20 protein-coding genes are annotated in these 24,948 nt (G+C 65.7%); 11 read left to right on the top strand and 9 right to left on the bottom strand.

The genetic code is table 11. From position 1 onward, the window contains the following. The first annotated feature begins 364 nt into the window (after positions 1 to 364). Positions 365 to 1,927 (top strand): sulfotransferase family protein, encoded by a 1,563-nt coding sequence (locus U1739_RS01240; protein WP_443025497.1) that lies wholly within the window; start codon positions 365 to 367, stop codon positions 1,925 to 1,927. 11 nt (positions 1,928 to 1,938) lie between these two features. Here U1739_RS01240 and U1739_RS01235 read toward each other — a convergent pair whose 3' ends face one another. Next, on the bottom strand, positions 1,939 to 3,414 hold the full coding sequence (locus U1739_RS01235; RefSeq protein ID WP_332703186.1) for a hybrid sensor histidine kinase/response regulator: 1,476 nt from the start codon (positions 3,412 to 3,414) through the stop codon (positions 1,939 to 1,941). 188 nt (positions 3,415 to 3,602) lie between these two features. Here U1739_RS01235 and U1739_RS01230 point away from each other — a divergent pair, with 188 nt between their 5' ends. Then, on the top strand, positions 3,603 to 5,084 hold the full coding sequence (locus tag U1739_RS01230; RefSeq protein ID WP_332703184.1) for a DUF4403 family protein: 1,482 nt from the start codon (positions 3,603 to 3,605) through the stop codon (positions 5,082 to 5,084). A gap of 117 nt (positions 5,085 to 5,201) precedes the next feature. On the opposite strand, the gene U1739_RS01225 is transcribed toward U1739_RS01230, so the two are convergent. Together U1739_RS01225 and U1739_RS01220 are read right to left on the bottom strand one after the other, a co-directional pair. Next, the gene (locus U1739_RS01225) at positions 5,202 to 5,945 is read right to left on the bottom strand and encodes a TonB family protein (RefSeq protein WP_332703182.1); all 744 of its coding nucleotides are present in this window, start codon (positions 5,943 to 5,945) and stop codon (positions 5,202 to 5,204) included. Positions 5,946 to 5,955: 10 nt separating this feature from the next. Further along, positions 5,956 to 8,037 (bottom strand): TonB-dependent receptor domain-containing protein, encoded by a 2,082-nt coding sequence (locus U1739_RS01220; protein ID WP_332703180.1) that lies wholly within the window; start codon positions 8,035 to 8,037, stop codon positions 5,956 to 5,958. Between the two features lie 136 nt (positions 8,038 to 8,173). On the opposite strand from U1739_RS01220, the gene U1739_RS01215 reads away from it, so the two are divergent. Both U1739_RS01215 and U1739_RS01210 read left to right on the top strand, forming a co-directional pair. Beyond that, positions 8,174 to 8,965 carry a DUF4198 domain-containing protein gene (locus U1739_RS01215; protein WP_332703178.1) on the top strand — a complete coding sequence of 264 codons (792 nt, stop codon included), beginning with the start codon at positions 8,174 to 8,176 and terminating at the stop codon, positions 8,963 to 8,965. Between the two features lie 23 nt (positions 8,966 to 8,988). Then, positions 8,989 to 9,474, top strand: coding sequence for an EF-hand domain-containing protein (locus U1739_RS01210; protein WP_332703176.1), 486 nt, complete (start codon positions 8,989 to 8,991; stop codon positions 9,472 to 9,474). 39 nt (positions 9,475 to 9,513) lie between these two features. Here the strand turns inward: U1739_RS01210 and U1739_RS01205 are convergent, their stop codons facing one another. From U1739_RS01205 to U1739_RS01195, 3 genes are all read right to left on the bottom strand, one after another. Further along, a complete protein-coding gene (locus U1739_RS01205) occupies positions 9,514 to 9,765 on the bottom strand; it encodes a hypothetical protein (RefSeq protein ID WP_332703174.1) in 252 nt (83 codons plus the stop codon). Positions 9,766 to 9,924: 159 nt separating this feature from the next. Then, positions 9,925 to 11,310: a cell division protein FtsZ gene (locus U1739_RS01200; RefSeq protein WP_332703172.1), complete on the bottom strand. Its 1,386-nt coding sequence runs from the start codon at positions 11,308 to 11,310 to the stop codon at positions 9,925 to 9,927. 210 nt (positions 11,311 to 11,520) lie between these two features. Continuing rightward, positions 11,521 to 12,027: a hypothetical protein gene (locus tag U1739_RS01195; RefSeq protein ID WP_332703170.1), complete on the bottom strand. Its 507-nt coding sequence runs from the start codon at positions 12,025 to 12,027 to the stop codon at positions 11,521 to 11,523. Between the two features lie 619 nt (positions 12,028 to 12,646). Between U1739_RS01195 and U1739_RS01190 the strand changes: the two genes are divergently transcribed. From U1739_RS01190 to U1739_RS01180, 3 genes are all read left to right on the top strand, one after another. Next, positions 12,647 to 13,267, top strand: a complete 621-nt coding sequence (locus U1739_RS01190) for a response regulator transcription factor (RefSeq protein WP_332703168.1) — start codon at positions 12,647 to 12,649, stop codon at positions 13,265 to 13,267. 71 nt (positions 13,268 to 13,338) lie between these two features. Further along, positions 13,339 to 13,611, top strand: a complete 273-nt coding sequence (locus U1739_RS01185) for a DUF1488 family protein (protein WP_332703166.1) — start codon at positions 13,339 to 13,341, stop codon at positions 13,609 to 13,611. Positions 13,612 to 13,736: 125 nt separating this feature from the next. After that, on the top strand, positions 13,737 to 15,794 hold the full coding sequence (locus U1739_RS01180) for a S9 family peptidase (RefSeq protein ID WP_332703164.1): 2,058 nt from the start codon (positions 13,737 to 13,739) through the stop codon (positions 15,792 to 15,794). 147 nt (positions 15,795 to 15,941) lie between these two features. Here the strand turns inward: U1739_RS01180 and U1739_RS01175 are convergent, their stop codons facing one another. From U1739_RS01175 to U1739_RS01165, 3 genes are all read right to left on the bottom strand, one after another. Beyond that, a complete protein-coding gene (locus tag U1739_RS01175) occupies positions 15,942 to 16,415 on the bottom strand; it encodes an Hsp20 family protein (protein ID WP_332703162.1) in 474 nt (157 codons plus the stop codon). Positions 16,416 to 16,690: 275 nt separating this feature from the next. After that, complete coding sequence (locus U1739_RS01170; RefSeq protein ID WP_332704814.1) at positions 16,691 to 18,760, bottom strand: TonB-dependent siderophore receptor; 2,070 nt, start codon at positions 18,758 to 18,760, stop codon at positions 16,691 to 16,693. A gap of 130 nt (positions 18,761 to 18,890) precedes the next feature. Beyond that, a complete protein-coding gene (locus U1739_RS01165; protein ID WP_332703160.1) occupies positions 18,891 to 20,702 on the bottom strand; it encodes a DUF885 domain-containing protein in 1,812 nt (603 codons plus the stop codon). A 167-nt stretch (positions 20,703 to 20,869) separates the two neighbouring features. Here U1739_RS01165 and U1739_RS01160 point away from each other — a divergent pair, with 167 nt between their 5' ends. The 4 genes from U1739_RS01160 to U1739_RS01145 are packed head-to-tail and all read left to right on the top strand — an operon-like array spanning position 20,870 to position 24,892. Beyond that, entirely contained in the window at positions 20,870 to 21,718 is an 849-nt protein-coding gene (locus U1739_RS01160) for a GGDEF domain-containing protein (protein WP_332703158.1), read from the top strand. A 59-nt stretch (positions 21,719 to 21,777) separates the two neighbouring features. Next, positions 21,778 to 22,599, top strand: coding sequence for a tryptophan 2,3-dioxygenase (locus U1739_RS01155; RefSeq protein ID WP_332703156.1), 822 nt, complete (start codon positions 21,778 to 21,780; stop codon positions 22,597 to 22,599). Further along, positions 22,599 to 23,837, top strand: a complete 1,239-nt coding sequence (gene kynU / locus U1739_RS01150) for a kynureninase (RefSeq protein WP_332703154.1) — start codon at positions 22,599 to 22,601, stop codon at positions 23,835 to 23,837. Before U1739_RS01155 ends, kynU begins: the two co-directional genes overlap by 1 nt. Positions 23,838 to 23,884: 47 nt before the next feature. Continuing rightward, a complete protein-coding gene (locus U1739_RS01145) occupies positions 23,885 to 24,892 on the top strand; it encodes a sugar kinase (protein ID WP_332703152.1) in 1,008 nt (335 codons plus the stop codon). Positions 24,893 to 24,948: the final 56 nt, after the last annotated feature.

Here is a 24,948-nt window from a genome sequence, read left to right as displayed (position 1 = left end):
TTCAAATCGTTGCTCCTACTCGGTGGCGCGTAACAGGTGGCGTCCGGCGGCGGAATGATCGAGATCATGCGACGCACGAGCCTGCATTTTGCTCCACAAGCGGAGCAAAAGCGGTGCGACCTTTTCCGTAAAAACGCCGCGTACCGGCGCGCGCGCCTCCTGCCGCACTGATCGAACATGCGCCATTTGACGTAGCCCCCCGGGTACCGCAATGCGGCATGATTGGGCGGGAGTGAAGGTTGATGCGCCAATTGCCAGCTGCCGTGCACCGCGCCGCGACAAGCGCCGCGCGATATGGCGCAGGGTCCGTCCACTGTTGCTGGGCGAGCATGCCGCCGTTCGGCCCTATGGTCGCAGTCGCCTGATGTCGTTCGAAGCGCGCGCGCGGACCGCACTTGGTCGGCACGATTATCAGGCCGCGGCCGAAGCTGCGCAGGTACTGACGCGACAGGCGCCGGAATCCCCGACCGGATGGTTCCTGCTCGGCATGATCGAGGCGGCAGCTGGGCGGGTGGCGCGCGCCTTGCCGCTGGTCGAGGCGGCGGTGGCGCGTGGCCCCCAGGCCGAGCATCTCGCGCAATATGCCCGGCTGCTGATCCTGTTGCGGCGCGATGGCGATGCGGCGGACGCGGCGCGCCGCGCCATGGCGCTCGAACCCAGCGACGCGCTCAGCCTCGACACGATCGGCTGCGTCGAAGCACGGCTGGGCAACCACGCCGCCTCGCTGGCGCCGTTCACCGCCGCGGTCGCGCTGGAACCGAACAATCTCGACTTCCGCTACAATCTGGCCGCCGCGAGTGGCTTTACCGGGCGGATCGCCGACGCGCGCGCGCATTACGAGGCGATCCTGGCGCGGGACCCCGGCAACGCCCGCACGCATTACGCGCTGTCGATCCTGTCGAAGCAGACGCCGGCCGACAATCACGTAAGCCGGCTCGAAACCGCGCTGGCCGCGGCGGCCGAGCCGGGCGACCGGCTGCGGCTGCATTATGCGCTGGCCAAGGAACAGGAGGATATCGGCAATGCCGCTGCGGCGTTCGATCATCTCGCGACGGCCAACGGCGCCCGAAAAGCCGAGCTCGGCTATAATTTCTCCACCGATGCGGCGATCTTCGACGCGATCGAAGCCGCCTTCGCCGATCCCGCTGCCGCCCCGGGCCCCGGCCTAGACGGCCCGGCACCGATTTTCGTCATCGGCATGCCGCGCACCGGCACGACGCTGGTCGATCGCATCCTGTCGTCGCATCCCGCCATGGTCTCGGCCGGCGAACTTCAGGCCATGCCGCTGGCGGTCAAGCAACTCGCCGATACCCGTTCGCGGCTGATCATCGATCCCGAAACGGTCGCTGCCGGCCAGCTGCTCGATCCGCACGCGATCGGCGCGGCCTATATGGCGCGAGCGGCGCACCATGTGCCGCCTGGTACGACGCGCTTCGTCGACAAATTGCCGGCCAATTTTCTCTATGCCGGCCATATCGCGCGGGCCTTGCCGCAGGCCACGATCGTCTGCCTCCGCCGCCATCCGATGGACACGGTGTGGAGCAACTTCAAGAATCTGTTCGCTTCCACCTCGGCCTATTATTTCTACGCCAACGAGCTGATGGATACGGCGCGCTATTATGCGCGGTTCGATGCCCTGATGGCGTTATGGCGTCGGCAGTTTCCTGGCCGCATTCTGGAACTCGATTACGAAGCTTTGGTCGCCGACCAGGAGGCGCAGACGCGGCGACTGCTTGCGCATTGCCGGCTCGATTGGTCGGACGCCTGTCTGTCGTTCCACGAAAACACCGCCGCTGTGGCGACGCCGAGCGCAGCGCAGGTGCGCCGCCCGATGAATGCCGATGCGGTGGCGCGGTGGAAGACGCACGCCCAAGCGCTGGAGCCGGTCCGCGCCTGGTTCGACGCGCACGGCATCCGCACCGACTAGCTGGTCGTCCTTTACCGCACCACGGCCAAAGGTGGGGGCGGAGGCGGCGCCGAGCGGACCTGCGGCAGGGTGAAGCTGAACCGCGCGCCGCCCATGGGGCCATTGGCGACCGCGATCCGTCCGCCATGCGCCTCGACGATCGCCTTGCAGATCGACAGGCCAATACCGGTCCCCTCGGCCTTGGTGGTGACGAACGAGTCGAACAAGCTCGCCAGCACTGCCGGATCGATCCCCGGCCCGTCGTCGCTGACGGCGATCTCCACGAACGGCCCGCGATCGACCGTCGCGATCGTCACGACCAGCGGCCGCCGGTCGGCCGCCTCCAGCGCGTTCTGCAACAGGTTCATCAACACCTGCTGGATCTGCACCTTGTCGCCGAGCACCGTCGCATCACCGAACAGGTCGAACCCGATGCGCACGTCGAACTGCCCCAGGCTGGCCAAAGCGGCGGCCTCGCGCAAGGTCGCCTCCAGCGCCACTGGCTCGCGCAACGCGTCGCGCCGCGCGGTCATCGCCTTTAGGTTGCGGATGATGTCGCCGGCGCGCAATGCGGCATCGGCGGCGCCCTGCAACGCTTGGATGGCCAGCGGATCGGGCGATTGCCGTTCCACGATGGTTTTGGCCACGGCCATGTAATTGGCGATCATCGTCAGCGGCTGGTTCAGTTCGTGCGCGATCGTCGAGGCCATCATGCCCATCGCGTTGACGCGCGACACATGGATCAGTTCGTTCTGCAGCACGGCGATGCGGGCCTGCGCCCGGTGATGCTCGGTGGCATCCTCGCCCGACACGAAGATGCCGGTAATATCGCCCGCGGAATCGCGCATCGCATAGTAATTCAGATCGATCAGCGCTTCCTTCACCGTGCCGTCGTGAAGGTGGAAATCGATCGTGATACCCTTGCCGACGAACGGTTCGCCCGAGGCAAAGATACGATCGAGGATATCGACGAACCCCTGCCCCACCACTTCGGGAAACGCGTCCACGACCCGCTCACCGACCACGTCGCGCTCGACGAGCTGGCGATAGGCGGCGTTGGCGAAGGTGTAGCGATGGTCCGCACCTTCCAGAAAGGCGATGAAACCCGGCGCCTGCATCAGCAGCGCGTGGAGATTGTTGCGCTCGTAATGGACACGGCCATCATGATCCGAGGCGTGGCGCGACGCTTCGCAGAAGGTCAGGAACGCCGCAGCGATCTCGGCGACATCGATCGTCCTGTTGACCAGCACGCTATCGGGCACGCCATAGGCGACCCAGTCCCGATGCCCCCCGGCCGACATATAGCCGATCGCGATGCCGGGGTGCAGTTCCCGCGCCAGCCGCCCCAGCTCCCAGCCATTGCGCGCTCCGGCGAGCTCGATCGCGGTGATCAGGCCCGCGCAGGCGTGGCTTTCCCGCTTGATTACCGCGATCGCCTGCGCCGCATCGGGCGCGACCCAGATCGTGCTGGCGCGCGCCTGGAATTGACGCTGCAGCAGATCGAGCATGATCGGATCGCTATCGACGATCAGGATGGCGGGCAGCGGGGTGTCCTTTGTGGTGGATGGCCGATGCTATGATGCATCCGTCACGCCCACAAGCGGTGAGCGCCGGCACTTGCGACGACCAACGATTGCCCCTGCCTCAGCCAGGCGATACGGGAAGCCATCGGCAGCAGCGCGCGTTAGGCCACGATATGATCCTCCGTCGCGTTCTCCTGGCCGTGACCATGTTGTCGACGGTGCAGGCTTGTACGCGCGACAGCGGCAATCCTGCGCCGCCCCGCGTGGAGGATCCGGCCGACCTGCCGATCCAGTCGTCGACCATCGTCGTGCCGGTGTCGGCCTCGCTCGCGTCGCTCGAACAGCAGATCAACGCGCGCACGCCCGTGCAGCTATGGCGGATCGACCAGGCCGAGCCACGCTGCGTGCCGGGCAAGCAGGTCAAATTGTTCGGCCGCGCGGTGAAAGTCACGCCGACGCTTGGCTGCCGCATCGTCGGCCAGGTCACGCGCGGGCGCATGCGGCTGGGCGGCCGCGGCGACACGCTGACGATCGAGATGCCGATCAGCGCCGCGATCAGCGCGCAGGATGTCGGCGGCATCATCAAGCGCGAGACCGCGACCGGCCGCGCGATCGTCCGCGCCACGGCCAAATTGTCGATCGACCGCAATTGGGCGCCGGTGGCCAAGGTCGACATCGCCTATGACTGGACCGACCCGCCGGGGATCGACTTTCTCGGCCAGCGCATCCGCTTTGCCGAAAAGGCCGATGCCAAGCTGAAAGGCGTGATTGCCGGCCTCGAACGCGATCTGCCGCAGGAACTGGCCAAGTTGCGCGCGCGCGATCACCTGTCCGAGGTCTGGCGGCAGGGCTTCACCTCGATCCAGCTCAACCGCGAGCGCCCGCCGGCATGGATGCGCGTCACCCCGATCCAGCTCGGTTTCGGCGGTTACGCCATCGGCGGCGGGCGGATCGTGCTGCAACTCGCCGCCGAGGCGCGCACCGAGACGTTCGTCGGCAAGCGCCCGCCCGATCCTGCGCCCACCCCGCTGCCGCCGCCCTCGCCCAAGATCGGACCACGAGGCCTGCGCTTCTTCATTCCGGTGCTGGCCGATTACGCGCAACTCGAACCGGTGGTGCAGCGCGCGCTGCGCAAGCTCGCCGCCAAGGGCATCACGCTGACCGGGATCGGGCCGGTCGATGCCGACTTCGGCAAGGTGACGATCTACGCCACGACCGGCGGCTATCTCGCGGTGGGCGTGGAGACCAAGGTCAAGGCGCGGAATGGCGTCCTGCCGGCGACGCGCGGCGAGATCTGGCTGTCGGCGCTGCCCTATAATGAGGAGAATTCGCAGATCGTGCAGGCGCGCGACGTCAGGATCGCCGGGCGCAGCGACAGCAGTGCCGTAAACCTGCTGATCTCGCTGTTCGACGACGATACCGTCCAGGCCCGCATCCGCGGTGCGCTGCGCCATGATTTCGCACGCGATTACCAGAAAGTCCTGGTCGCTGCGCGGAAAGCGGTGGCCGGGCACCGCGAAGGCGACTTCATCCTGTCCGCGGATGTCACCAGCGTGCGCAACGGCGCCGTGAAGGTGACCGGCCAGGGACTGTTCCTGCCGGTGCAAGCGACGGGCACGGCCAACATCCGCTTTGCGCCACGACGCCAGCGTTAGTATTCACACGTTCCCCCGCGAAAGCGGGGGCCGAGGGCCAAAAGCGGTGTCTGTCGGAACCCTGGGCTCCCGCTTCACGGGAGAACACGATTGACTATGCCGCGGGCATAAGCGCCCTCAAACCGGCAAGACGAACTCGATCGGCGCGGTAATCTCGAACCGTTCGCCCGGCATGTCGCTGGGCGCCGCCGGATATGGCGCCGCGCGGCGCAACATCGCCGCTGCTTCCTCGTCCAGCGCGGCCAATCCGCAGCGCGCGATGATCGCCCCCTCGAGCAGCCGCCCCGCACGATCGATCACGAAGCGGACGCGCACCATACCCTCTTCACGCCGCATCCGCGCATGCCGCGGATAGGTTTTATGTGCCAGCAGCCACGACCGCACCTTGGCGGCGTAGGACCGGCTGGTGCCCGGTGGGGCATTGGCATCGAGCCCGTCGCGCGCCCCGCGCCGCGTGGCCATAGCCGCGGTCGAGGGCGCGGCGGCTAAGGACGACGCCGCGACGGCAGCAGCAGCGGCTGGCATGCTAGCGGCTGGCATGACCTCGGCCGCTACCGTCGCTGCGACCGGCGCACTCGCCACCTTCGGCAGGGCGGGCGCCGGCATGGTTGGCGGTGCCACTGGCGCCGTCGGCGCGGCTGGCGCCGGCGGCGTCTCGCTCGGCACCGTTGGCGCGGCGGACGGCGCGTCCTCGGCACCGTCCTCCGCCCCTTTGACCATGGCGAGCGCCATCACCGCGGGCGCTCGTCGCGTCGGGCGCGCCTCCTGCTTCACGCCGAGCGTAAACAACGCCGCCAGCATCGCCGCATTGACCAACAACGACGCGATCGCCGGCACGCCGACGCGGAAGGGAAGCCGCACCGCCCGCCTCCTACAAGGTGTTGGCGACGGAGAATTTGAACGTCCGCCCCTCCGCCGGCAGCGACGACAGGTGGCGCTGGAAATATGTGTCGAACACATTGTCGACGCCGATGCGGAATTCGAACCCTTCGGCCGAACCCGTGCGCGGCTTGAACGCCAGGAACAGGTTCTGCACCGCATAGCCCGGCGTGCGCAGGGCGATGCTTGACACCTTGTCCTGGCGTTCCGCAAATTCACCGGTCCAGCCGCCCGACAGGCCGGTGACCGGATCGGCATAACCCAGGGTCAGGCGATATTCGTTGGCCGGCACGGTATTAAGATACAGATCATTGAGGCGATCCTTGCCGTCGATGATCGCCAGGTTGCCGCGTGCGAAGAATCCGCCAGCGCCATATTCCGCCTCGACCTCAATGCCCTTGAACCGCGATTCGCCGACATTGACGAAATAGGCTGAAGTGGCCGTGCCGCGCGTGATCAGATTCTTGATGTCGTTCCGGAATGCGGTCGTCTTGAGCCGTAATTTATCGTGCGAAGACGCGAGGCCGTCGAGCGACAGCGTGAAACCGGCCTCATAATTGTTCGATTCTTCCGGCCGCAAGTTGAGGCTGGTGTTGCTCGCGGTAGCGCTGGTGCGGCTGTAGAGCTCGTCGAGCACCGGCATCCGCACCGTATGGGCGACCGAGCCGAACAGCGAGAGCCAGTCGGTCAGCGAATAGATCGCCGCCAATTTGGGGGAAAACCCACTATCCTTGACGCGCGCAGTGCCGGGAATCTGCACGATCACGCCGTTGACCAGGGTTTGACCGGGTTTCAGATCGGTCCAATCCATGCGGGCGCCCGGAATGATCGTCAATTTATCCGACCACATCAGTTCGGCCTGCGCGAACACGCCATATTTGGTCATATCGCCTTCGGGATGCGTCGCGCTGCCCGGCGTGATGACGCCGGTGGCCGAGCTTTTCCGTGGATTGCGGCGGCTCTGGTCGCTCCACTGTCCGCCGAGAAACAGAAAAGCGCTGACATCGCCGCCAAGATCGAACTTGGAACGGTTCTGCAGTTTCGCCTGCTTGGTCGCATAGGAGAATTCGGAATAGTCCAGCGCGCCAAGAAACGTCGTTTCGCTCTGGTGGATGTTCGAGTCGGCGTAGGACACCTGCGCTTCGACATTGAACAGATCGCTGCCATTGAAGTCGTTCTCATAGCCGAGCACTGCGGTCTTATCATGGACCTTGCGCCGCACCGGCGTGGTGGCGAGCGCTTCTGCCTGATCGTAGATTTGCGTGCTGTCGCTGACCCAATCCTGATAGGATGCCCAAATCGCGTGTTTGCGGTTGCCTGCGATCGCGACGCGCGCTTTGACCAGCCACGAATCCGACAAGGCATTGGACGGGATCACCCGATCGCCATGGCCATCCTCGTAATGATCGGCGCGGCGATGATTGTAGCTGCCGAGCAGTTCCACGCCCGCCACGGGCGCCACCGCGACGATGCCGGACAGCACATTTGCCTCGGCATTGGTCTCGGTCCCCGCCTTCAACCGCACCGCGACCTTGTCGCCATCGCGCAGGAAATCGGAGGCGTCCTTTGTGGTGAAATTGACCACACCGGCAAGCGCCCCCGCGCCGTACAATGTCGATGATGCCGGCCCGCGCAGCACCTCGACGCGCTTGTACAGTTCGGGCTCGCTGAAGAACGCGCCCATGCGATATTGCTCGAAGAATTTGGTCACGCCATCGACCGTCATCCGGATGCGGCTGTCCGAATCGGCCAGGCCGGTGCCGAGCCCGCGAATGTTGAACCCCTGCCCCAGTGCGCTCACCCCGCCCTGCACGCTGACGCCGGGAATGCCCTCCAGGATATCACCGATCGTCGTCGCCTGCGTCGCGTCGATATCGTCCTGATCGAGCACGGTTACTGCCTGCGGCGTATCGATCGCCACCTTCTCCGCCCCCGCCGACACGACGAGACGATCGAGCGACAGCTCGGTTGTCTCGAGCGGCATATCCTCGCGCTGTGTCGTCTGCGCGGCAGCGCCGATCGGTAGCGCGACCAGCGTGGCGCTGGCCAGCAGCAGGATCTTGAAACGGTTCATCACGGTAACCCCCGGGTCGTGGCGGCCAGCACCTTTGCCGCCGCCTCCTAACGACCGGCTCATTACGCCTCCGATTTTATATTGCAAGCGATTCTCAATAGCGATAAAGCGGCCTCCAGTTTGCAGGGGATGATTAATGACGATGATGAAAAGCCGCTTCGCCTTGGGCTGTGCCGCCCTGATCGGCGCCACCACGGCGGCCAGCGCGCACATGCCATACGTCCTGCCGACCGCCTTCGATGTCGGCACGCGTGATCATGTGACGGTGCAATCGGCGTTTGGCGAAGATGCGTTCGAACCTGACGTGGCGATGCGCGACGCGCCGTTCGCGCTGCAGTTGCCTGATGGCAGCGCCGGCCAGATCGGCCCGATCACCTATCTGCGCGATCTCTCGATCTTCGAGGCCGAGCTCAAGGCGCCCGGCACCTACCGCATCACCACCGGCCAGCGGCTCGGTCGCATGGGCCAGATGTTCAAGGTCGGCACCGCCTGGGTGCTGCGCGGCGAGGACGGCAATCCGCCGGCCGACGCCACGCCCGTGGCGGTGCAGAGCACCACGCTCGCGGAAGCCTATGTCACCCGTGGCAAGCCGACCAATGCGGCACTCGCACCGCGGGGTCAGGCGCTCGAAATCCACGCGGTCACGCATCCCAGCGACATTACGTCCGGCAGTGCGGCCAATTTCGTCTTGCTGTTCGATGGCAAGCCGCTCGCGGGCAGCGACGTCACGCTGTTCCGCGCCGCCGGTGCGCATGATGGCCGCAAGGTCGCCGCGCAGACCAAGTCCGACGCCGCCGGCAGGTTCGCGCTGACGCCCGATGACGCCGGGCAATATCTGATCCTCGTCCGACACCGCACCACCGCGCCCGCCGGCGCCGCCACCCCGTATCGCAGCTACACCTACACGCTGGCCTTCGACGCGGCGTAACCCCTTCGACCATGGAGAAAATGATGACCATCCGTCTTGCCGCCGCCTTTACCCTGACCGCGCTCGCCGCCCCGGCCCTGGCCGCCTCGCACGATCCGAAGACCTTTCTCGAAGAACATGATCTGAACCATGATGGCCAGGCGACGCGCGCCGAATTCGATCAGTTGCGCGCGACGCGCTTCGCCACCACCGACGCCAACACGGATGGCTGGGTATCCGACGCCGAATATCTCGCCGAATATCAGGCGCGGCTCGACCGGGAACTCGCGCAATCGACCCTGAGCGACGAGAAGAAACAGGAAGAGCGTGTCCGCCAGGTCCGCCAGACGCATGTCCGCTTCGGCGTGCTCGATACCGACAAGAACCGGCAGATGAGCAAGGCCGAATATGACGCCTCGGGCGCGCGCGCCTTTGCCGAGCATGACGAGGACCAGAATGGCGTGATCACCGCCAGCGACATCGCCGCCAGCACCGCCCGCCGCGCCGCCCGCGCTGCCAAGGCGGAATAAGCGCAAAACAGCAGGGTTGTTCGTCGCGAGCCCTGCTGCTTAACTCTCGACCAGTTCGGCAATCTCGAACGTGTGGCTGCGCCAGCCACGCTGGCTCGCCGCCTCACCCAACGCATTGCGCTTCTTCTTCGCCTCGGCGAGCGATTTGGTATGGCCCCAAAACACTTCGCTCTTGCCATTCTCGAGCTGCGCGACGATCCGCCAGTAATGCGTGTACGCGGTCGCCGTCGGGCCGATCGTCTTCACGTAACCGTCGGGCAGGGTCGCGGTGAGATAGCGTTTTTTGGCCATGCCTTGTGGTCGCATGGCGGCGAGGTTGGATTCAACCCCGCCAAAATGGTGTTCTCCCGCGAGAGCGGGAGCCCAGGGTTACAAACGCTATCGCGTGCGACTCTGGGCCCCCGCTTTCGCGGGGGAACTGCACGCGAATGATCAACCGCTAGCTTACCCTCAAGCAGCATGCCGCGCCGGCGTTGGCGCAAACGGCTTGGTGACGTGAAACACCGGCGTCGCCCGGGGCGCCGGCTGGAGCACGCCGTGCAGCGCCGGCCGCCGCGTCAGATCGCGCGCCGCATCATAGATGCGGTCGGCCAGGCTCGGCCGGGCGGTACGGCTGCGGATCCGTTCGACCGCTGCTTGCGGCCGCTGGAGCGGCGGCGCGCCACCGACCACCGCAAGTGGAAGCGCCGCCTCCGCCCCCGCCTCTGCCGCCATCGCCCCACACGCGGCGGGCATCGGTACATTCGGCATCACGAGCGGTTCGCAATATAAGGGATAGGGCGCAACCGGCAGCGGTTCTGGCCGCGCCGCGACGTCGGCGCATAAGGCGTCGAGCAGATCGACGGCGTCTTCGGCAACCGTTTCGACCACCGGCATGGCGATCCCCGACAGCGCCGCCGCCATCACCCCGACGCGCACGCGCCCCGCCAAGGCCGGATCGATCACCGCGCCCCACACAAGCTCGCTTGCCGCCGGCAGGCTGGCGCGCAGCCAGGCCATCGCCTGCTCGATCTCGAACAGCCCGAGATCCTCGCCCCCGGCGACCGTTACCAGCAAGCGGGTGGCGCTCGGCCCCATGCCGTCGAGCAACGGATAGTCGAGCGCCGCGCGGGCCGCGTGCAGCGCCCGTTCGGGTCCCGCCCCGCACGCGCCGAATCCGATCATCGCATCGCCGCTCCCGCGCAGCATGGCGCGCAGATCGGCCAGCGCCACGCGCTTCATCGCAGAACCGCCGAGCAACAGCGCAAAATCGCGCGCACTATCACGGATGATCGCATCCGACCGGGCCAGCGCGGTGGCCAGGGTCGTCTCCGCACCGATCACGCGGAACAGGTTCTGGTTGCACACCGTGACCAGCGCATCGACCGCCGGGCGCAACTCGGCCAGCGCCGCGTCCGCGATCGCCAGCCGCCTCTTGCCCTCGAAGGCGAACGGCTTGGTCGCCACGCCAACCGTCAGAATGTCCATCTCGCGGGCGATACGGGCGATCACCGGCGCCGCCCCGCTGCCCGTGCCCCCGCCCATCCCGGCGGCGATGAAGCATAGTGAACTGCCCTCCAGCGCCTGGCGGATTTCAGGCACGGCTTCCTCGGCCGCCGCCCGCCCGATTTCCGGTCGCGCGCCCGCGCCGAGCCCGGCGGTCAGCACGCGACCGAGTTGCAGGCGATGCGCCGGCGGCACCGTGCGCAGCGCCTGCGTGTCCGTATTGGCGCAGACGATGTTCAATCCGCGCGCCCCGCCCGCGATCAGATCGCGCACCGCATTGCCGCCCGCGCCGCCCACCCCGAATACCGTTATCACCGGCGCGCTTGCGCCCGCTGCCTGATCAATCCCCATGATCGCTGTCCTAACCCGCTGCTGGCGCATTCCGCCGACGCCACAGGGTTAGGACCAGAAAACTTGGTTAACGATACCGTATAAATACGTCGCGATCCGACAATAAAGTTCCGATCAAAACAGTTGTGATTATATAACCGATTTGCGGATCATTCCATTTTCTAAAGTAGATCGACTATAGTCTAGGTAATATTCCCCTGATGTGTATCGTCAATATTTCGTTAACCATATGCTCGCAACGACATATGGATCAACCGGATGGACGAGCTCTTTATCGGCAGCGCCTTGTGCGAAGTTACCGCCTGCGGCGAGATATTGCTGCCCTGTTATTTTCATCAGACCATCCTGCAACGCTCGGCAGACCAGGCGCTGTATATCGGGCTGCACGAAACGTCGGCCTGCCTGGTCGCGTTCGACCGCCCCTATGCGCAACAACTCTATTATGACCGCGACGCGCAGCAACTGGTCGATGATCCGCAACGCCTGCGCCGCACCTATGGCTTTGTCGAACGCGCGGCGATCGCGCCAGACGGGATGATCGTGCTGCCCGCGCTGATGCGCGACCGTGGCCATATCGGGGATACCGCGTTGCTCGTCGCCACCGGGCAGCGTTTCGAGATCTGGGATCTGGAACGCGTGCTGCAGGGCGGCCCGTCCGATCTCATCCTGCTCGCCACCCACCATCGCATGGTTCACATCGCCAATGAGGTTCTGCATGTCCCTGCTCTGTCATCTTCGACCCCATGTTGTCGCGCCGATGCGACAGCACAATCAGGGCTTTGCCTTCAGCCGGTGTCTGCGATGCGGCCGCGACATGATCCGGTCCGACCCGGCGCGATCGCCCAGTCGGTGGCAAAGGGTGCCCGTGGGATTTCACGTGACGCGGCCTAACCACGCCCGGGCAGCGCAGCCTAGGCGTGCACGGCGCCGCTCGGCGATCAGTGACATGCCGCGGATCGCCGGCACTACTTTATTATGGTGCCTGCTGGATGCCTTTCGACCCCGGCGGCCGAAACCCATCGTGTATCGGCTCGGCGTCGGCTGAGCGACGGGAGCTTGCACTGACCTCGATCAAGGCCCACATTGACGGGGGCAAGGGAGACAGCGGATTGCAACAGCAGTCTGCCGCGCGTCGGGCGAACGCCGCGGCTGGAGTAAGGATCGCGTTCGGCCCTGTATCGGCCGTAAAATCCTGCGGCGGCACGAGAACCGCCCCCACGGCTTTGCCCATGGTGCGTGACAGGCTCGCTCATCGATCGGCGTATCGCGGGCAGTTCCGATTTATCGATCGCGGCCAGATCATCGGGGTCACCGATCCGCGACGGCAGCACGAGCAATGAGCCGCCCGATCTATCTTGTCGACGACGACGCTGCCGTCCGGGCATCGTTGGCTGCGTTGCTGTCGTTGCAGCCGGGTTTTGCCGTGCGCAGCTTCGGCAGCGGCGACGCGTTCCTGGCGGCGGCCCCAGCGCTCGATCCCGGCGTGGTGCTGCTCGATCTCCACATGCCCGGAGCCAACGGCATCGACGTGCTGTGCCGCATTCGCGCCGTCGATCCCGGGCGCTTCGCGGCGATCATCATTACCGGCGATGGCAGTATCACTTTGGCCGTGCAGGCCATGAAGGCGGGCGCGATCGACTTTATCGAAAAGCCCTATGGTGCGGCACTGTTGCTGACGACGGTCGACGACGCCTTTGCCCGGCTGCTCGAGGAGGATGCCGCCGCCGCGCGGGCGCGCGCGGCGCAAGATCGCATCGCCGCGCTATCGCCGCGCGAACGCGATGTGCTCGCCGGGCTGATCGAGGGGCGCGGCAACAAGGTGATCGCCCACCAGCTCGACATCAGCCCGCGCACGGTGGAAATCTATCGTGCCAATTTGATGACCCGGCTGGGCGTGCGCAGCCTGCCCGAGGCATTGCGGGTCGCCTTTGCCGCGGGAATGATCCCCGCCGCTTGATCCGGATCGGCTTGACGCGGGCCGAGGCGTGTCGGATGCGCTGTGGCAACACTCAAGACAAGGAATCGCCCGTGGCCGCCGACAAGATGGAAATCGATCAGTCGACTATTCTCGACAATGTACATGAAGAATTGGTCGAATTCAGCGCCGAAGTGGATGGCGACGAATATGAATTCGCCGTGCAATATGCCGTGCTCGAAGCGTTGAGTGGCGATGCGCCGGAAGATGATGCGGTCGATATGTTCAACCGCTTCAGCGACGCGATTGCCGATGCCGGCTTGGTCGCGCTTGCCCGCAACAGCGATCAGGCGCTGATCGTGATCAGCGAGAACGACCTGGAATAAGTAAGCGCGCCGGGGCGCTTGTCGCCCCGGCGCCCGGCATCCGCTGCCGCCCGGTTGACAAACCCGCTTGCCAATCGCCTCCGCTCGGGCATCTTCGCGTCCGAACCATCGACGGAGCCGACCCCTTGCGCCTGACCCTCACTTTGCTGCTGCTCGCGGCCACTCCGGCTTTTGCCCAGCAGCAGCCCGCCGCGCCGCTGGCCGACGCGCCGAGCCGCACCTTTACCGGCGCCGACCTGTTCGGCCTGACGATCGCTGCCGATCCGCAGATCAGCCCGGATGGGCGCACCATCGTCTATGTCCGTCGCACCGGCGATATCTTGACCGATCGGCTGCAATCGTCGCTGTGGCTGATCGACGTGGCCAGCGGCCGCCAGACGCCATTCGCGACCCAAGGAAACAGCCCACGCTGGTCACCGGATGGGACGCGGATCGCTTATGCCGCCGCGGATGGCGACCATGCGCAACTGTTCGTGCGCTGGATCGCCGGCGGCCAGAGCGCGCGCATTACCAGCTTCCCCGGCGATCCCCAGGCGCTGGCCTGGTCGCCGGACGGCACCCGGCTTGCCTATATCGCCACCGTCGCGGGCGAAGGAACCAAGCTCGGCACCAGCCCGGCCAAGCCCGAAGGCGCGAAATGGGCCGAGCCGCTGACCGTCATCGACCGGGTCAATTATCGCAATGACGGGCCCGGCTATGTCAAGCCGGGCTATGATCACCTGTTCGTCGTCGGCGCAGATGGCGGCGCCGCGCGCCAATTGACGTTCGGTGCGTTTGACGATGGCGGGCCGCTGTCCTGGACGCCGGACGGCCGCAGCATCGTGTTCGCCGCGATCCGCGGCCCCGGGGCGGATCGCCAGGTGATGAATTCGGACGTCATCGCGGTCGACGCGGCAAGCGGCGCATTGCGCCCGCTGACCACGCGCGACGGCCCCGATGCGCAGCCGCGCGTCTCGCCAGACGGGACCAAGGTCGCCTGGCTCGGCTTCGACGACAAGCGGCGCAGTTACGAGAACGTGCAACTCTATCTCGGCGACCGCGACGCGGCGAACCCACGCTCGCTCACTGCAGCACTCGATCGCGGCATCGAGGACGCCGTGTGGGCGGCGGACGGGCGCAGCCTGTATGCCAGCTATGACGATCGCGGGCGCCGCAAGGTCGCGCGGATCGGCCTGGATGGCCGGCTGACGCCGCTGGTCGATAACGTCCAGGGCGGCGGGCTGGATCGGCCCTATACCGGCGGCGACTTCTCCGTCTCCCGCTCGGGCTTGATCGCTTATACCGGCGGCGATGCAGGCGCGCCGGCCGATGTGTGGATTGCCATAGGCGGCAAGCAGCGTCGGTTGACCCATCTCAATGCCGTGCTGACCGGTGCCAAGGCGCTGGCGCCAGTGCGCAAAATCGCCGTCACTGCGCCCGATGGCCGGTCGATCGACGCGTGGCTCGCCACCCCCGCCGGCACGCGCCCGGGCCAGCGCCTGCCGCTGGTGCTGGAAATCCATGGCGGCCCGAACAGCGCTTATGGTCCGAGCTTCTCGACCGACGTGCAACTCTATGCCGCCGCCGGCTATGCCGTATTGTGGACCAACCCGCGCGGCTCGACCTCGTATGGCGCAGAATTCGCCAATCTGATCGACAAGAACTATCCCTCGGCCGATTATGACGATCTGCTTGCCGCCGTGGACGCAACGATCGCCGACGGCACGGTGGATCCCGATAATCTGTTCGTCACCGGCGGCTCGGGCGGCGGCGTGCTCACCGCCTGGATCGTCGGCAAGACCAATCGCTTCAGGGCCGCGGCGACGCAGAAGCCGGTGATCAATTGGATCAGCGAGGCGCTGACGATGGACAATACCCTGTTCACCTCGCGCTACTGGTTCGCCAAACTGCCGTGGGAAGATCCGATGAGTTATTGGAACCGATCGCCGCTCAGCCTGGTCGGCAACGTCAAGACGCCGACGCTGGTGGTCGTCGGCAGTGACGATTACCGCACGCCGGTGAGCGAATCAGAGCAATATTATGCCGCGCTGCAGATTGCCGGCGTACCCACCGCGCTGGTCAAAGTGCCGGGCGCCAGCCATGGCGGCCTCGCTGCGCGCCCATCGCAATCCGCTGCCAAGGCATCGGCGATCATCGCCTGGTTCGATCGCTATCGAAAGCCGGGATCTGCCGCCGCGCAATAAGCCGCGCAATAAGACGTCACGGCTGGATCGCAAAGGCGCCCGCGGCGCTATTGCTGACCTAGCACGACACGGCGCAAGCGACGCCAATGTCTGACCGACAAGGCCGCTGCCGGCACTGCCGGCAGCGGCCCATCTTCGGCCAACTAGTTACGCCGCGTCGCGGCCGGCCGCCGGCGCTTCGATCCGGTCGTTGGCCGCGTGACCGTTGATGTCGATCCGGCGCGGCTTCATCGCCTCTGGCACCTCGCGCTTGAGGGCGATGCGCAACAGCCCGTTGTCGAAGCTCGCCTGCTGCACCTGGACGAAGTCGGCGAGCTGGAAGCGGCGCTCGAACGCGCGCGTGGCGATGCCGCGATGGACGAAACGGCCATCGTCTTGTGGTTCCGGCTTGCGCCCGCTGATGGTTAGCTGGTTGCTCTGCGCCACGATCTCGATGTCGTCCGGGCTGAACCCGGCAACGGCCAGGGTGATGCGGTAGCTGTCTTCGCTCTCGCGTTCGATATCGAACGGTGGATAGCCGTCGACGGTTTCCGCGCGCGTATTGGCTTCGAGCAAATCGAACAGCCGGTCAAAGCCGACGGTGGACCGCCGATAGGGCGTGAAATCGAAGTTCGTCCTCATATCCAAATCCTCCTTATGAGCAATCTGAGCACAAGGAACACCGGGAGAGCCGGTGCCCTCAATCGTCGCCGGCCCGGGTCAACGCGACCGGCGTGAGGCGAGATAATCGGGTGCGTGGCCGCTTCAAGATGGCGCCACATATTTTTTCTGCGGCCACGCTATCGCTGATTATCATGCCGTCATGCGGATGATGTTTCCTTGCTTAAACTGCGAGGCACGGCAGCGTCATCCCCGCTTTCGCGGGGATGACGGACGGGGTCGATCTCGGCCTTGGATCAGAAGCGATATCCGACCGAGGCCATCACGTTGCGCGGCGCCGCGCTGAAACAATCGCCGCGCGCCAGGCATGCGGCAAACGCGCGGTTGTCGAGCAGGTTGGTCGCGTTGAGCGTCATGCGCCAGCGATCACGCGTCAGCTCGACCAGCGCGTCGACCATCGTGCGGTCGGGTGTCACGATCGACCCCGACACCTGCTCGCCGGTATAGCGGACGCCGGCGCCGAGCCGCAGCGTCGCCCATTGGCCGACGAACGTTTTGGTGCTCCAGGCCGAGGCGACGTGCTTGGCGAGATAGCCGGTCGCCGCGCTGTCGCCACTGACGTCGTTATAGCCGTAAGCGAGCGACAGATCGAAATTGCCCGGCAGCGTATGCGTCGCCTCGATCTCGATGCCCTTGGTGGTGAGTTCGCCCGACTGCGTGATCGACGATCCCGCATCGTAGATCGGGCGGTTACGCTCCTTGATGCGGAAGCCGGTAAAGGTGACCAGGGTCGCCGGCTCGGGCTGCCATTTCACCCCGGCTTCATACTGGGTGCCGGTCTGCGGCTTGAACGGCGATCCGCCGCTCACGCTGCCAGCAATCGGCAGGAAGCTTTCGGTGTAGCTGAAATAGGGTGAAAACCCGGCGCCCAGTTCGCCGATGATCCCGGCACGCAAGGTGGTCGCATTATCCGTCGTTTTGGTGGTCTTGCCCGTATCCGTATCCAGGCTGGTGCTACGCACATGATCGCGCCGCGCGCCGAGCACGATCGAGACGCGATCCCACAGCCGGATCTGGTCTTGCACGTACAGGCCGAGCTGCTTTTGCGTGTCGCGCGAGAACGCCCCGGTGACCTCCGGCGTGAGGATCGCATCATAATCGATGTCGTAGAGATCGATCACCTGTAAATTGAACGCACTGGCCTTACGGACCTTGTTCCAGCTGTAATCCACGCCACCGAGCAAGGTATGCTCGATCGCCGCGCCGGTGTTGAAGCGCGCCTGCACATTATTGTCGGTCGAGAAGACGTTGAGCCGTGCGACCGACGAATCGGCATACAGCACGACGCCACGACCATTGGTGCCGGCCAGATAGGGATTGGTGGGGTCGGTATAGCTGTCGACATAATGCGTAAAATAGGTCAGGTCGCTGTCGATATAGCGCGCCTTCATGCTCAGCTTGACGTCCTCGCTGAAGCGGTGCGTGACCAGCCCGGTGCCCTGCAGCGAGCGGCCATCATAGCGATCGTAACCGGGGCTGCCGACGAACAGATAGCGCGGCAGGCGGGGATTGCCCGGATTGTCCTGCAGCGTGCCGACGATCGGCAGGAAATTGGAGGTCGAGCCGGTATCGTCCTCCTGATACAGGCCGAGCAAGGTCACGTCGGTATCCGCGGTCGGGCGCCAGCGGATCGACGGCGCGATCATCACGCGGTCGTCGGGCACATGATCGACATAGGTGTTCGCATCGCGCACTCTTGTCACGACACGCGCGGCCAGCGTGTCGCTCGCTGCCACGTTGAGGTCGGCGAGCACTTCCTTGCGGCCGTAGCTCCCATAGGTCAGCTGCGCCTCGCCGGCCGTCTCGAACTGCGGCATTTTCGACACGAGATTGACGATGCCGCCGATCGAGCCCTGGCCGAACAGCACCGACGCCGGCCCGCGCACGATCTCGACGCGCGAGAAATTATACGGGTCGGAGGTGATGCTGGCATAATAACTGAAGATGTCGCGCATGCCGTCGCGGAACTGCAGCGCGTCGACGCCGCGGATGACGAAGCCGTCGACCCGCGTGTCGCGGCCATAGGCGTCGGCATTGACGCCGGCGGCATAGCGCACCGTATCGGAAATGCTGATCGCGCCCTGCGCGCGGAACGTATCCTGCGTGATCACGGTCACCGCCTGCGGCGTCTCGATCAACGGCGTGTCGGTCTTGGTCGCGGTGAACGCCTCGCCGCGCCGTCCCTCGACCAGGATCTCCTCGTCGGTGGCGTCGCGCTCGTCGGCACGGCGTTCCGCGCTGCGATCCGTGTCGCCTGAAGGATCGGCGCGAACCGCCTGCGCGTGCCCCTGCGTTGCCCCCAGCATGGCGCTCAGCGCCGCCCCGGCTAATATGATATGCTTGCTCACGATGCCCCTTTCGTTCGATCAGGAGCGCATATCGCTAATGCGAGCGATTTTCAACAAGCCATGAGGGAGGCGACGAGAAATCCTGCGTCTACCCCCGATGCGCGGCGATATAGCGGTTGACCTGCTCCTCCAGCACGTCGAGCGGCAGCGCGCCCTGGCTCAGCACGGCCTCATGGAAATCGCGAATGTCGAACCGCGGGCCGAGCGCGCGCTCGGCGCGGGCGCGCAACTCGGCGATCTTCATCTGCCCGACCATGTAGCTGGTCGCCTGGCCGGGCCAATTGAAGTAGCGATCCACCTCGCGCGCGATATCGGTATCCGAGATCGAGCTATTGGCCTTGAAATAGGCAATCGCCTGATCACGCGTCCAGCGTTTGTCGTGGATCCCGGTATCCAGCACCAGCCGGATCGCGCGCCACACCTGCAGCGACAGCATGCCGAACCGCGCATATGGATCCTTGTAGACACCCATCTCGCCGGCCAGCCGCTCGGAATAGAGCCCCCACCCCTCCATGAACGCGCCATAACCACCGAATTTGCGGAACTTGGGCAGGCCGGTCAGTTCCTGCTGCCGGGCGATCTGGAAATGATGCCCCGGCGCGCCTTCATGCGCGGCAATCGCCGCGACCTGCACCTTCTGCGTCTGATTCATATCGACCAGATTGACGTAATAGATGCCCGGCCGCGATCCATCCGCCGAGGGCGAATTATAGAACGCGGTCGATGCCGTCCCCTCGCGCCATTTCTCCACCGCGCGCACCTCGAGCGGCGCCTTGGGCAGTTCGCGGAAATAGCGTGGTGCAGCCGCCATCACCGAGGCGATCACCGCGCGCGCGTCAGCCAGATATTCCTCGCGGCCGGCCGCCGTATTGGCATATTTGAACTTCGGATCGGTGCGGATATGATCGAAGAACTGCTCCAGCGTCCCCTTGAAGCCGACCTCGTTCTTGATCGCCTCCATCTCCTGCCGGATCGCGGCGACCTGGCGCAGCCCCAGCGCATGGATCTGGTCCGCGGTCAGCTCGGTGGTGGTCGAATTGCGCAGCTGGTTGGCATAATAAGCCGCGCCATTGGGCAGATGCCACGCGCCGTAATTGCCAGTCGATTTGGGCTCGATCTCATCGAGCGCGGCGAACAACATGTCGTAGCCGCGCCGGAACGGCCCGCTCAGCGCCGCCTGCGCGTCCTCCAGCAGCTTCTGCTTGGTCGCCGCCGGCGCATTCAGCGCAGTCACCTTTTTGCGGAAATCGGCCAGCACGGTCGAATCCGCGTCGCCATCGAAGGGTGCGCCGGTGATCACCGCGCGCGCATCGGCCCGCGCCGGCGCGAAATTCACCTTGTTCGGGATGATGCCGGCGGCGGCCTGCGTACGCATCGTCGTGGTGACTTCGCGCATCACCCGCTCGGTCTCGCGCAGCCGGGCGATATAGGCCTGGGCATCGGCAACGCTGTCGATCTTGTGATTGTTGATCAGCAGCACGGGAATATCCCCCGCCGGGCTGCCATTGGTGGATACCGGGAAGCGCAACGTGCGGAACGGGAAGGAGCGACGGCTGCGTTCCGCTTCATATTCGAACAGGCGGAAGCTGACCCGCGCGCTCTCGCCCAGGCGCGCGGGCTTAAACCGGGCGCGCATCTCCTTGACCTGCCGTTCGCTCAGCGCCAGCGCCCGCACCGCGGCGGCATCGGTATAATCGTCGAGCCGATCCTGATCGGTCTTGAAGCCGAGCTGAGTCTGCGATTCCGGGCTCAGCTTCAGCTGCGCGTCATAGGCCTGGTCGAGAAACTGCAGCAGCGCGGCATCCTGGGCACCCGCCTGGGGCGCTTGGATCGGCGCCGGCGCGCTGGCCTGAACCAACGGTGCGAGCGGCAGCAGCATTAAAGCAACAGTAAGGCGCATGATATTCTCCTGATCCGTATTGTTCTTGCCGCGGACGCCGCCGCCATGCAATCGGCGCCGCGCAGGGGCTTGGCGCCGGCTCCGGACGTTTCGTTGCGACCGTGGCGCTAACTCGAGCGAGGTGAACCATCGCCTCCCGAGCCGAGCCCGTAGTTGAGGACGAGGATATGCGCTTTTACGAAGCGACCAGATTTCTATTTCCGCGCAGCTATCAGCTGCGCATCTTCGCGGTCTGCTTCGGCGCGACGCATCTGCCGCTGATCGCGTTCTGCGCGGCGCAATTGATGTTCCAGCGATGGGATTGGCCGCTTTTCGGGGCGCTGCTCATGGCGACCCTGATCGGCACCGCGGCAGCGATCTGGGCGCTGTCCGCACTGCTTGCCCCGATCGCGCACGCCACCACCCTGCTTACCCGGCTGCAACGGGGCGAACGCGTCGTCCCGGTGACGACCGGCGGCAAGGATCTGGTCGGCGCCTTGCTCGCCGGCGTCGCCCGTGCCTCGGCGGAGACCGCCGCGCGGATCGAGCTGCTGGCCGATGCCGCCGAGAAGGATCTATTGACCGGCCTGCGCAATCGCCGCGGCTTCATGGATGCTATTACCCCGCTGCTGCGCGACGATCGTACCTCGGTGATCGCGATGCTCGATCTCGATCATTTCAAGTCGATCAACGATCGCTTCGGACATGACGAGGGGGATCGCGTGCTGAGCGCCTTCGCGCTGCGGCTGGAGGCCGGGCTGCGCATGTCGGACCTGGCGGCGCGCTGGGGCGGCGAGGAATTCGCCATCTTGCTGCCCGATACCGATCTCGACGAAGCTACCGAGATCGTCGATCGGCTGCGCCTGTCGTTGCACGCCGATAATATCACCCGGGCCGGGAGCGAGCCGCTGACCTTTTCCTGCGGGCTTGCGGCGGTGCGCGACTATCGTTCGCTCAGCGCCGCGATGCGCAAGGCGGACACGGCGTTGTACGAGGCCAAGCATAGCGGTCGCGACCGGGTGCGCAGCCTGGCCTGAGGCGACGCGCAAGCCGCAAGCAATTGTGATTCGGCGGCACGAACGCGTAGGGTCGCACGATGGAAGCTCGCATCCCCCCCGCCGCCGACGCCGCGCCTTCGCTGACCTATGGCAGCTATCTGCGCCTGCCCGAACTGCTTGCGTTGCAGACGCCGCTATCGGACACGCATGACGAACTGCTGTTCATCATCATCCACCAGGCGTCGGAATTGTGGATCAAGCTGTGCCTGCACGAGCTGACCGCGGCCTGCGACGCGATCGCGGCGGACGACGTGCCGCTGGCGATGAAGATGATGACCCGCGTTGCCCGCGTGCAATCGCAGCTGATCCAGTCCTGGGACATCCTGGCCACGATGACCCCGGCGGAATATTCGCGGATGCGCGAAAAGCTCGGTTCCAGTTCCGGTTTCCAGTCGCACCAATATCGGCTGATGGAATTCGTCATGGGCAATAAGAATGGCCGCATGATCGACGTGCATGAAGGCGCGCCGGAGATCGTCGATGCGTTGCGCGCCGCGCTGCACCGCCCGAGCATCTACGACATTTCGCTGCGGCTGCTCGCCGCACGCGGGCTGCCGATTCCCAAGGCGGTGCTGGAGCGCGACGTGACCCAGCCCTATGAGGCCGACCCCGCGGTCGAAGCGGTGTGGGCTATGGTGTACCGCGATCCCGAGCGCTTCTGGGATCTGTACGAGCTGGCCGAGAAACTGGTCGATCTCGAATATCGCTTCCAGCTGTGGCGCTTCGGTCATCTCAAGGCGATCGAGCGGATCATCGGCTTCAAGCGCGGCACCGGCGGCACGGCCGGCGTTCCGTACCTTGCGGCAGTGGTCAATCAGGTGTTCTTCCCCGAACTGCTCGATGTGCGGAAAGTGCTGTGATGGCCGCCGCGACGCCCCAACACGTGCTCGATGCCGATCGCGCCGACCCGCTGGCGCATTTCCGGCACGACTTCAGCTTGCCCGAGGGGGTGATCTATCTCGACGGCAATTCGCTCGGCGCACTGCCCGCCGCCACGCCGGCGCGGCTGCAGCAGGCGATCGCGCTTGAATGGGGCCGCGACCTGATCGCCAGCTGGAACACGCATGACTGGATCGGCGCGGCGCGCCGCGTGGGGGCGAAGATCGCGCGGCTGATCGGCGCGGGCGAGGACGACGTCGTGGTGGCCGATTCCACCTCGGTGAACCTCTTCAAGCTGCTCGTCGCGGCGCTGCACTATCAGCCCGAGCGCAAGAAAATCCTGTCCGAACCGGGCAATTTTCCGACCGATCTGTATATCGCGCAAGGCGTGACGGGGCTGCTCGACGGTCGCCACCTCGTCACCGTGGCGGCCGACGATATCGTCGATGCGATCGACGCGGACACGGCGGTCGTGCTGCTGACCCACGTCCATTACAAGAGCGGGCGCAAGCTCGACATGGCGAAGATCACCGCCGCGGCGCATGACAAGGGCGCCCTGATCTTATGGGATCTGAGCCACAGCGTCGGCGCGGTGCCGCTCGATCTGGCCGGCGCCGGCGTCGATCTGGCCGTGGGATGCGGGTATAAGTATCTCAACGGTGGTCCTGGCGCGCCAGCCTTTCTGTACGTCGCCCCCGCATTGCAGGCCGTGCTCCACTCGCCGCTGTCGGGCTGGATCGGTCATCGGTCGCCCTTCGCGTTCGTCGACCAATACCAACCCGGCGACGGCATCGACCGTTTCCAGTGCGGCACCCCGTCGATCCTCGCGCTGACCAGTCTGGAGGTCGGCGTCGATCTTCATCTGCGCACCGATATGGCGGCGTTGCAGCGCAAATCGGCGGCCTTGTCCTCGCTGTTCATCGCCAGCGTCGCGGCGCAATGCGGCGATCTTGGCCTGACCCTGGCCAGCCCGACCGACCCGGCCGAGCGCGGCAGCCATGTCTCGCTGGCGCACGACCATGCGTATGAGATCTGCCAGGCGCTGATCGCCCGCGGCGTGATCGGCGACTTTCGCGCGCCCGATATCGTGCGCTTCGGCTTCACCCCGCTTTACACCAGCTTTGCCGACATCTGGCACGCGGTGCGCATCCTGGCCGAGATCATGGCCACGCGCGGATGGGACGACGAGCGCTTCCGCGCCCGCGCAAGAGTCACCTAGGTGCGTCGCGAAAGCCCGGCTCGGTGAGGGGACGTAAGGAAAATACGATGAAGAAGTTGCTCGCGTTCGGCGAAATCATGCTGCGCCTGTCGCCGCCGGGGCGCGAACTGCTGCTGCAATCGCCGCGCTTCGACGTGTGGGTGGCCGGCGCCGAAGCCAATGTCGTCACGCAGCTGGCAAAGCTCGGCCATGATGTCGGTTTCGCCAGCATGGTGCCGGACAATGATCTCGGTCGCTCGGCGATCGCCACGCTGCGCGGCCACGGCGTAGACACCGCGGCGATCCAGATCGGCGGCGAGCGGATGGGGCTGTATTTCGTCACCTCGGGCGCAGGGCTGCGCGCCACCGACGTGATCTACGACCGCGCCTGGTCGTCCTTCGCCCAGGCGCCGGTCTCGGCGTGGGACTGGGATACGCTGCTGGACGGCGTCGACCGGCTGCATCTGTCGGGCATCACTCCGGCGCTGGGGCCAGTACCGGCGGCAAGCGCACTGGCGGCCGTCCGCGCCGCCTCCGAGCGGGGCATTGCGGTGTCGTTCGACGGCAATTGGCGCGGCAAATTGTGGGAGCGCTGGGAGGCGGATCCGCGGGCGATCCTTACCGAGCTCGTCGCTCAAGCCGATCTGATGTTCGGCAACCACCGCGACATCGCGTTGCTGCTGGGCCGCACGTTTTCGGCCCATGCCGAGGATCGCCGGCGCGAGGCCGCCGAGGCGGCGTTCGCCGCTTTCCCCAAACTCCAGACGATCGCCTCGACGGCGCGCCAGATCGAACATGTCGATCTACACCGCCTGTCGGCGCGGATCGACACGCGCAGCGGCCATGCCCAGACCGACGAGGTCGTGCTGGCCGGGATCGTCGATCGTATCGGCGGTGGCGACGCCTTTGCCGCCGGCGTGCTGCATGCATTGCGCAACGGCGCCGACAGCGCCGAGGCAGCGCACACCGGGCTGGCGCTGGCCGCACTAAAACATTCCTTGCCCGGCGATGCCAGCCTGTTCCGCCAGGCGGATATCGACGCCTATCGTGCCGGCGGACTGGATGTTCGCCGCTAAGCCCAGGTGCTGCCGCGTGATCGGCGCTATGGCGTTGCCACCGATCGGCGATGATG

This window comes from Parasphingomonas puruogangriensis (genome assembly GCF_036663635.1).
Lineage (GTDB): Bacteria > Pseudomonadota > Alphaproteobacteria > Sphingomonadales > Sphingomonadaceae > Sphingomonas.
Note: the sequence above shows the minus strand (reverse complement) of the source record. Positions and strands in the feature narration are given on the sequence as shown.

Coding starts and splice junctions, on each gene's coding strand:
- U1739_RS01235 (WP_332703186.1), bottom strand. CDS start 3,414: ATGCTCGATCTGCTGCAGCGTCAATTCCAGGCGCGCGCCAGCACGATC.
- U1739_RS01190 (WP_332703168.1), top strand. CDS start 12,647: ATGAGCCGCCCGATCTATCTTGTCGACGACGACGCTGCCGTCCGGGCA.
- kynU (WP_332703154.1), top strand. CDS start 22,599: ATGGCCGCCGCGACGCCCCAACACGTGCTCGATGCCGATCGCGCCGAC.
- U1739_RS01230 (WP_332703184.1), top strand. CDS start 3,603: ATGATCCTCCGTCGCGTTCTCCTGGCCGTGACCATGTTGTCGACGGTG.
- U1739_RS01240 (WP_443025497.1), top strand. CDS start 365: ATGTCGTTCGAAGCGCGCGCGCGGACCGCACTTGGTCGGCACGATTAT.
- U1739_RS01165 (WP_332703160.1), bottom strand. CDS start 20,702: ATGCGCCTTACTGTTGCTTTAATGCTGCTGCCGCTCGCACCGTTGGTT.
- U1739_RS01220 (WP_332703180.1), bottom strand. CDS start 8,037: ATGAACCGTTTCAAGATCCTGCTGCTGGCCAGCGCCACGCTGGTCGCG.
- U1739_RS01200 (WP_332703172.1), bottom strand. CDS start 11,310: ATGGGGATTGATCAGGCAGCGGGCGCAAGCGCGCCGGTGATAACGGTA.
- U1739_RS01175 (WP_332703162.1), bottom strand. CDS start 16,415: ATGAGGACGAACTTCGATTTCACGCCCTATCGGCGGTCCACCGTCGGC.
- U1739_RS01215 (WP_332703178.1), top strand. CDS start 8,174: ATGACGATGATGAAAAGCCGCTTCGCCTTGGGCTGTGCCGCCCTGATC.
- U1739_RS01210 (WP_332703176.1), top strand. CDS start 8,989: ATGACCATCCGTCTTGCCGCCGCCTTTACCCTGACCGCGCTCGCCGCC.
- U1739_RS01205 (WP_332703174.1), bottom strand. CDS start 9,765: ATGGCCAAAAAACGCTATCTCACCGCGACCCTGCCCGACGGTTACGTG.
- U1739_RS01155 (WP_332703156.1), top strand. CDS start 21,778: ATGGAAGCTCGCATCCCCCCCGCCGCCGACGCCGCGCCTTCGCTGACC.
- U1739_RS01160 (WP_332703158.1), top strand. CDS start 20,870: ATGCGCTTTTACGAAGCGACCAGATTTCTATTTCCGCGCAGCTATCAG.
- U1739_RS01195 (WP_332703170.1), bottom strand. CDS start 12,027: ATGCAGAACCTCATTGGCGATGTGAACCATGCGATGGTGGGTGGCGAG.
- U1739_RS01170 (WP_332704814.1), bottom strand. CDS start 18,760: ATGCTGGGGGCAACGCAGGGGCACGCGCAGGCGGTTCGCGCCGATCCT.
- U1739_RS01145 (WP_332703152.1), top strand. CDS start 23,885: ATGAAGAAGTTGCTCGCGTTCGGCGAAATCATGCTGCGCCTGTCGCCG.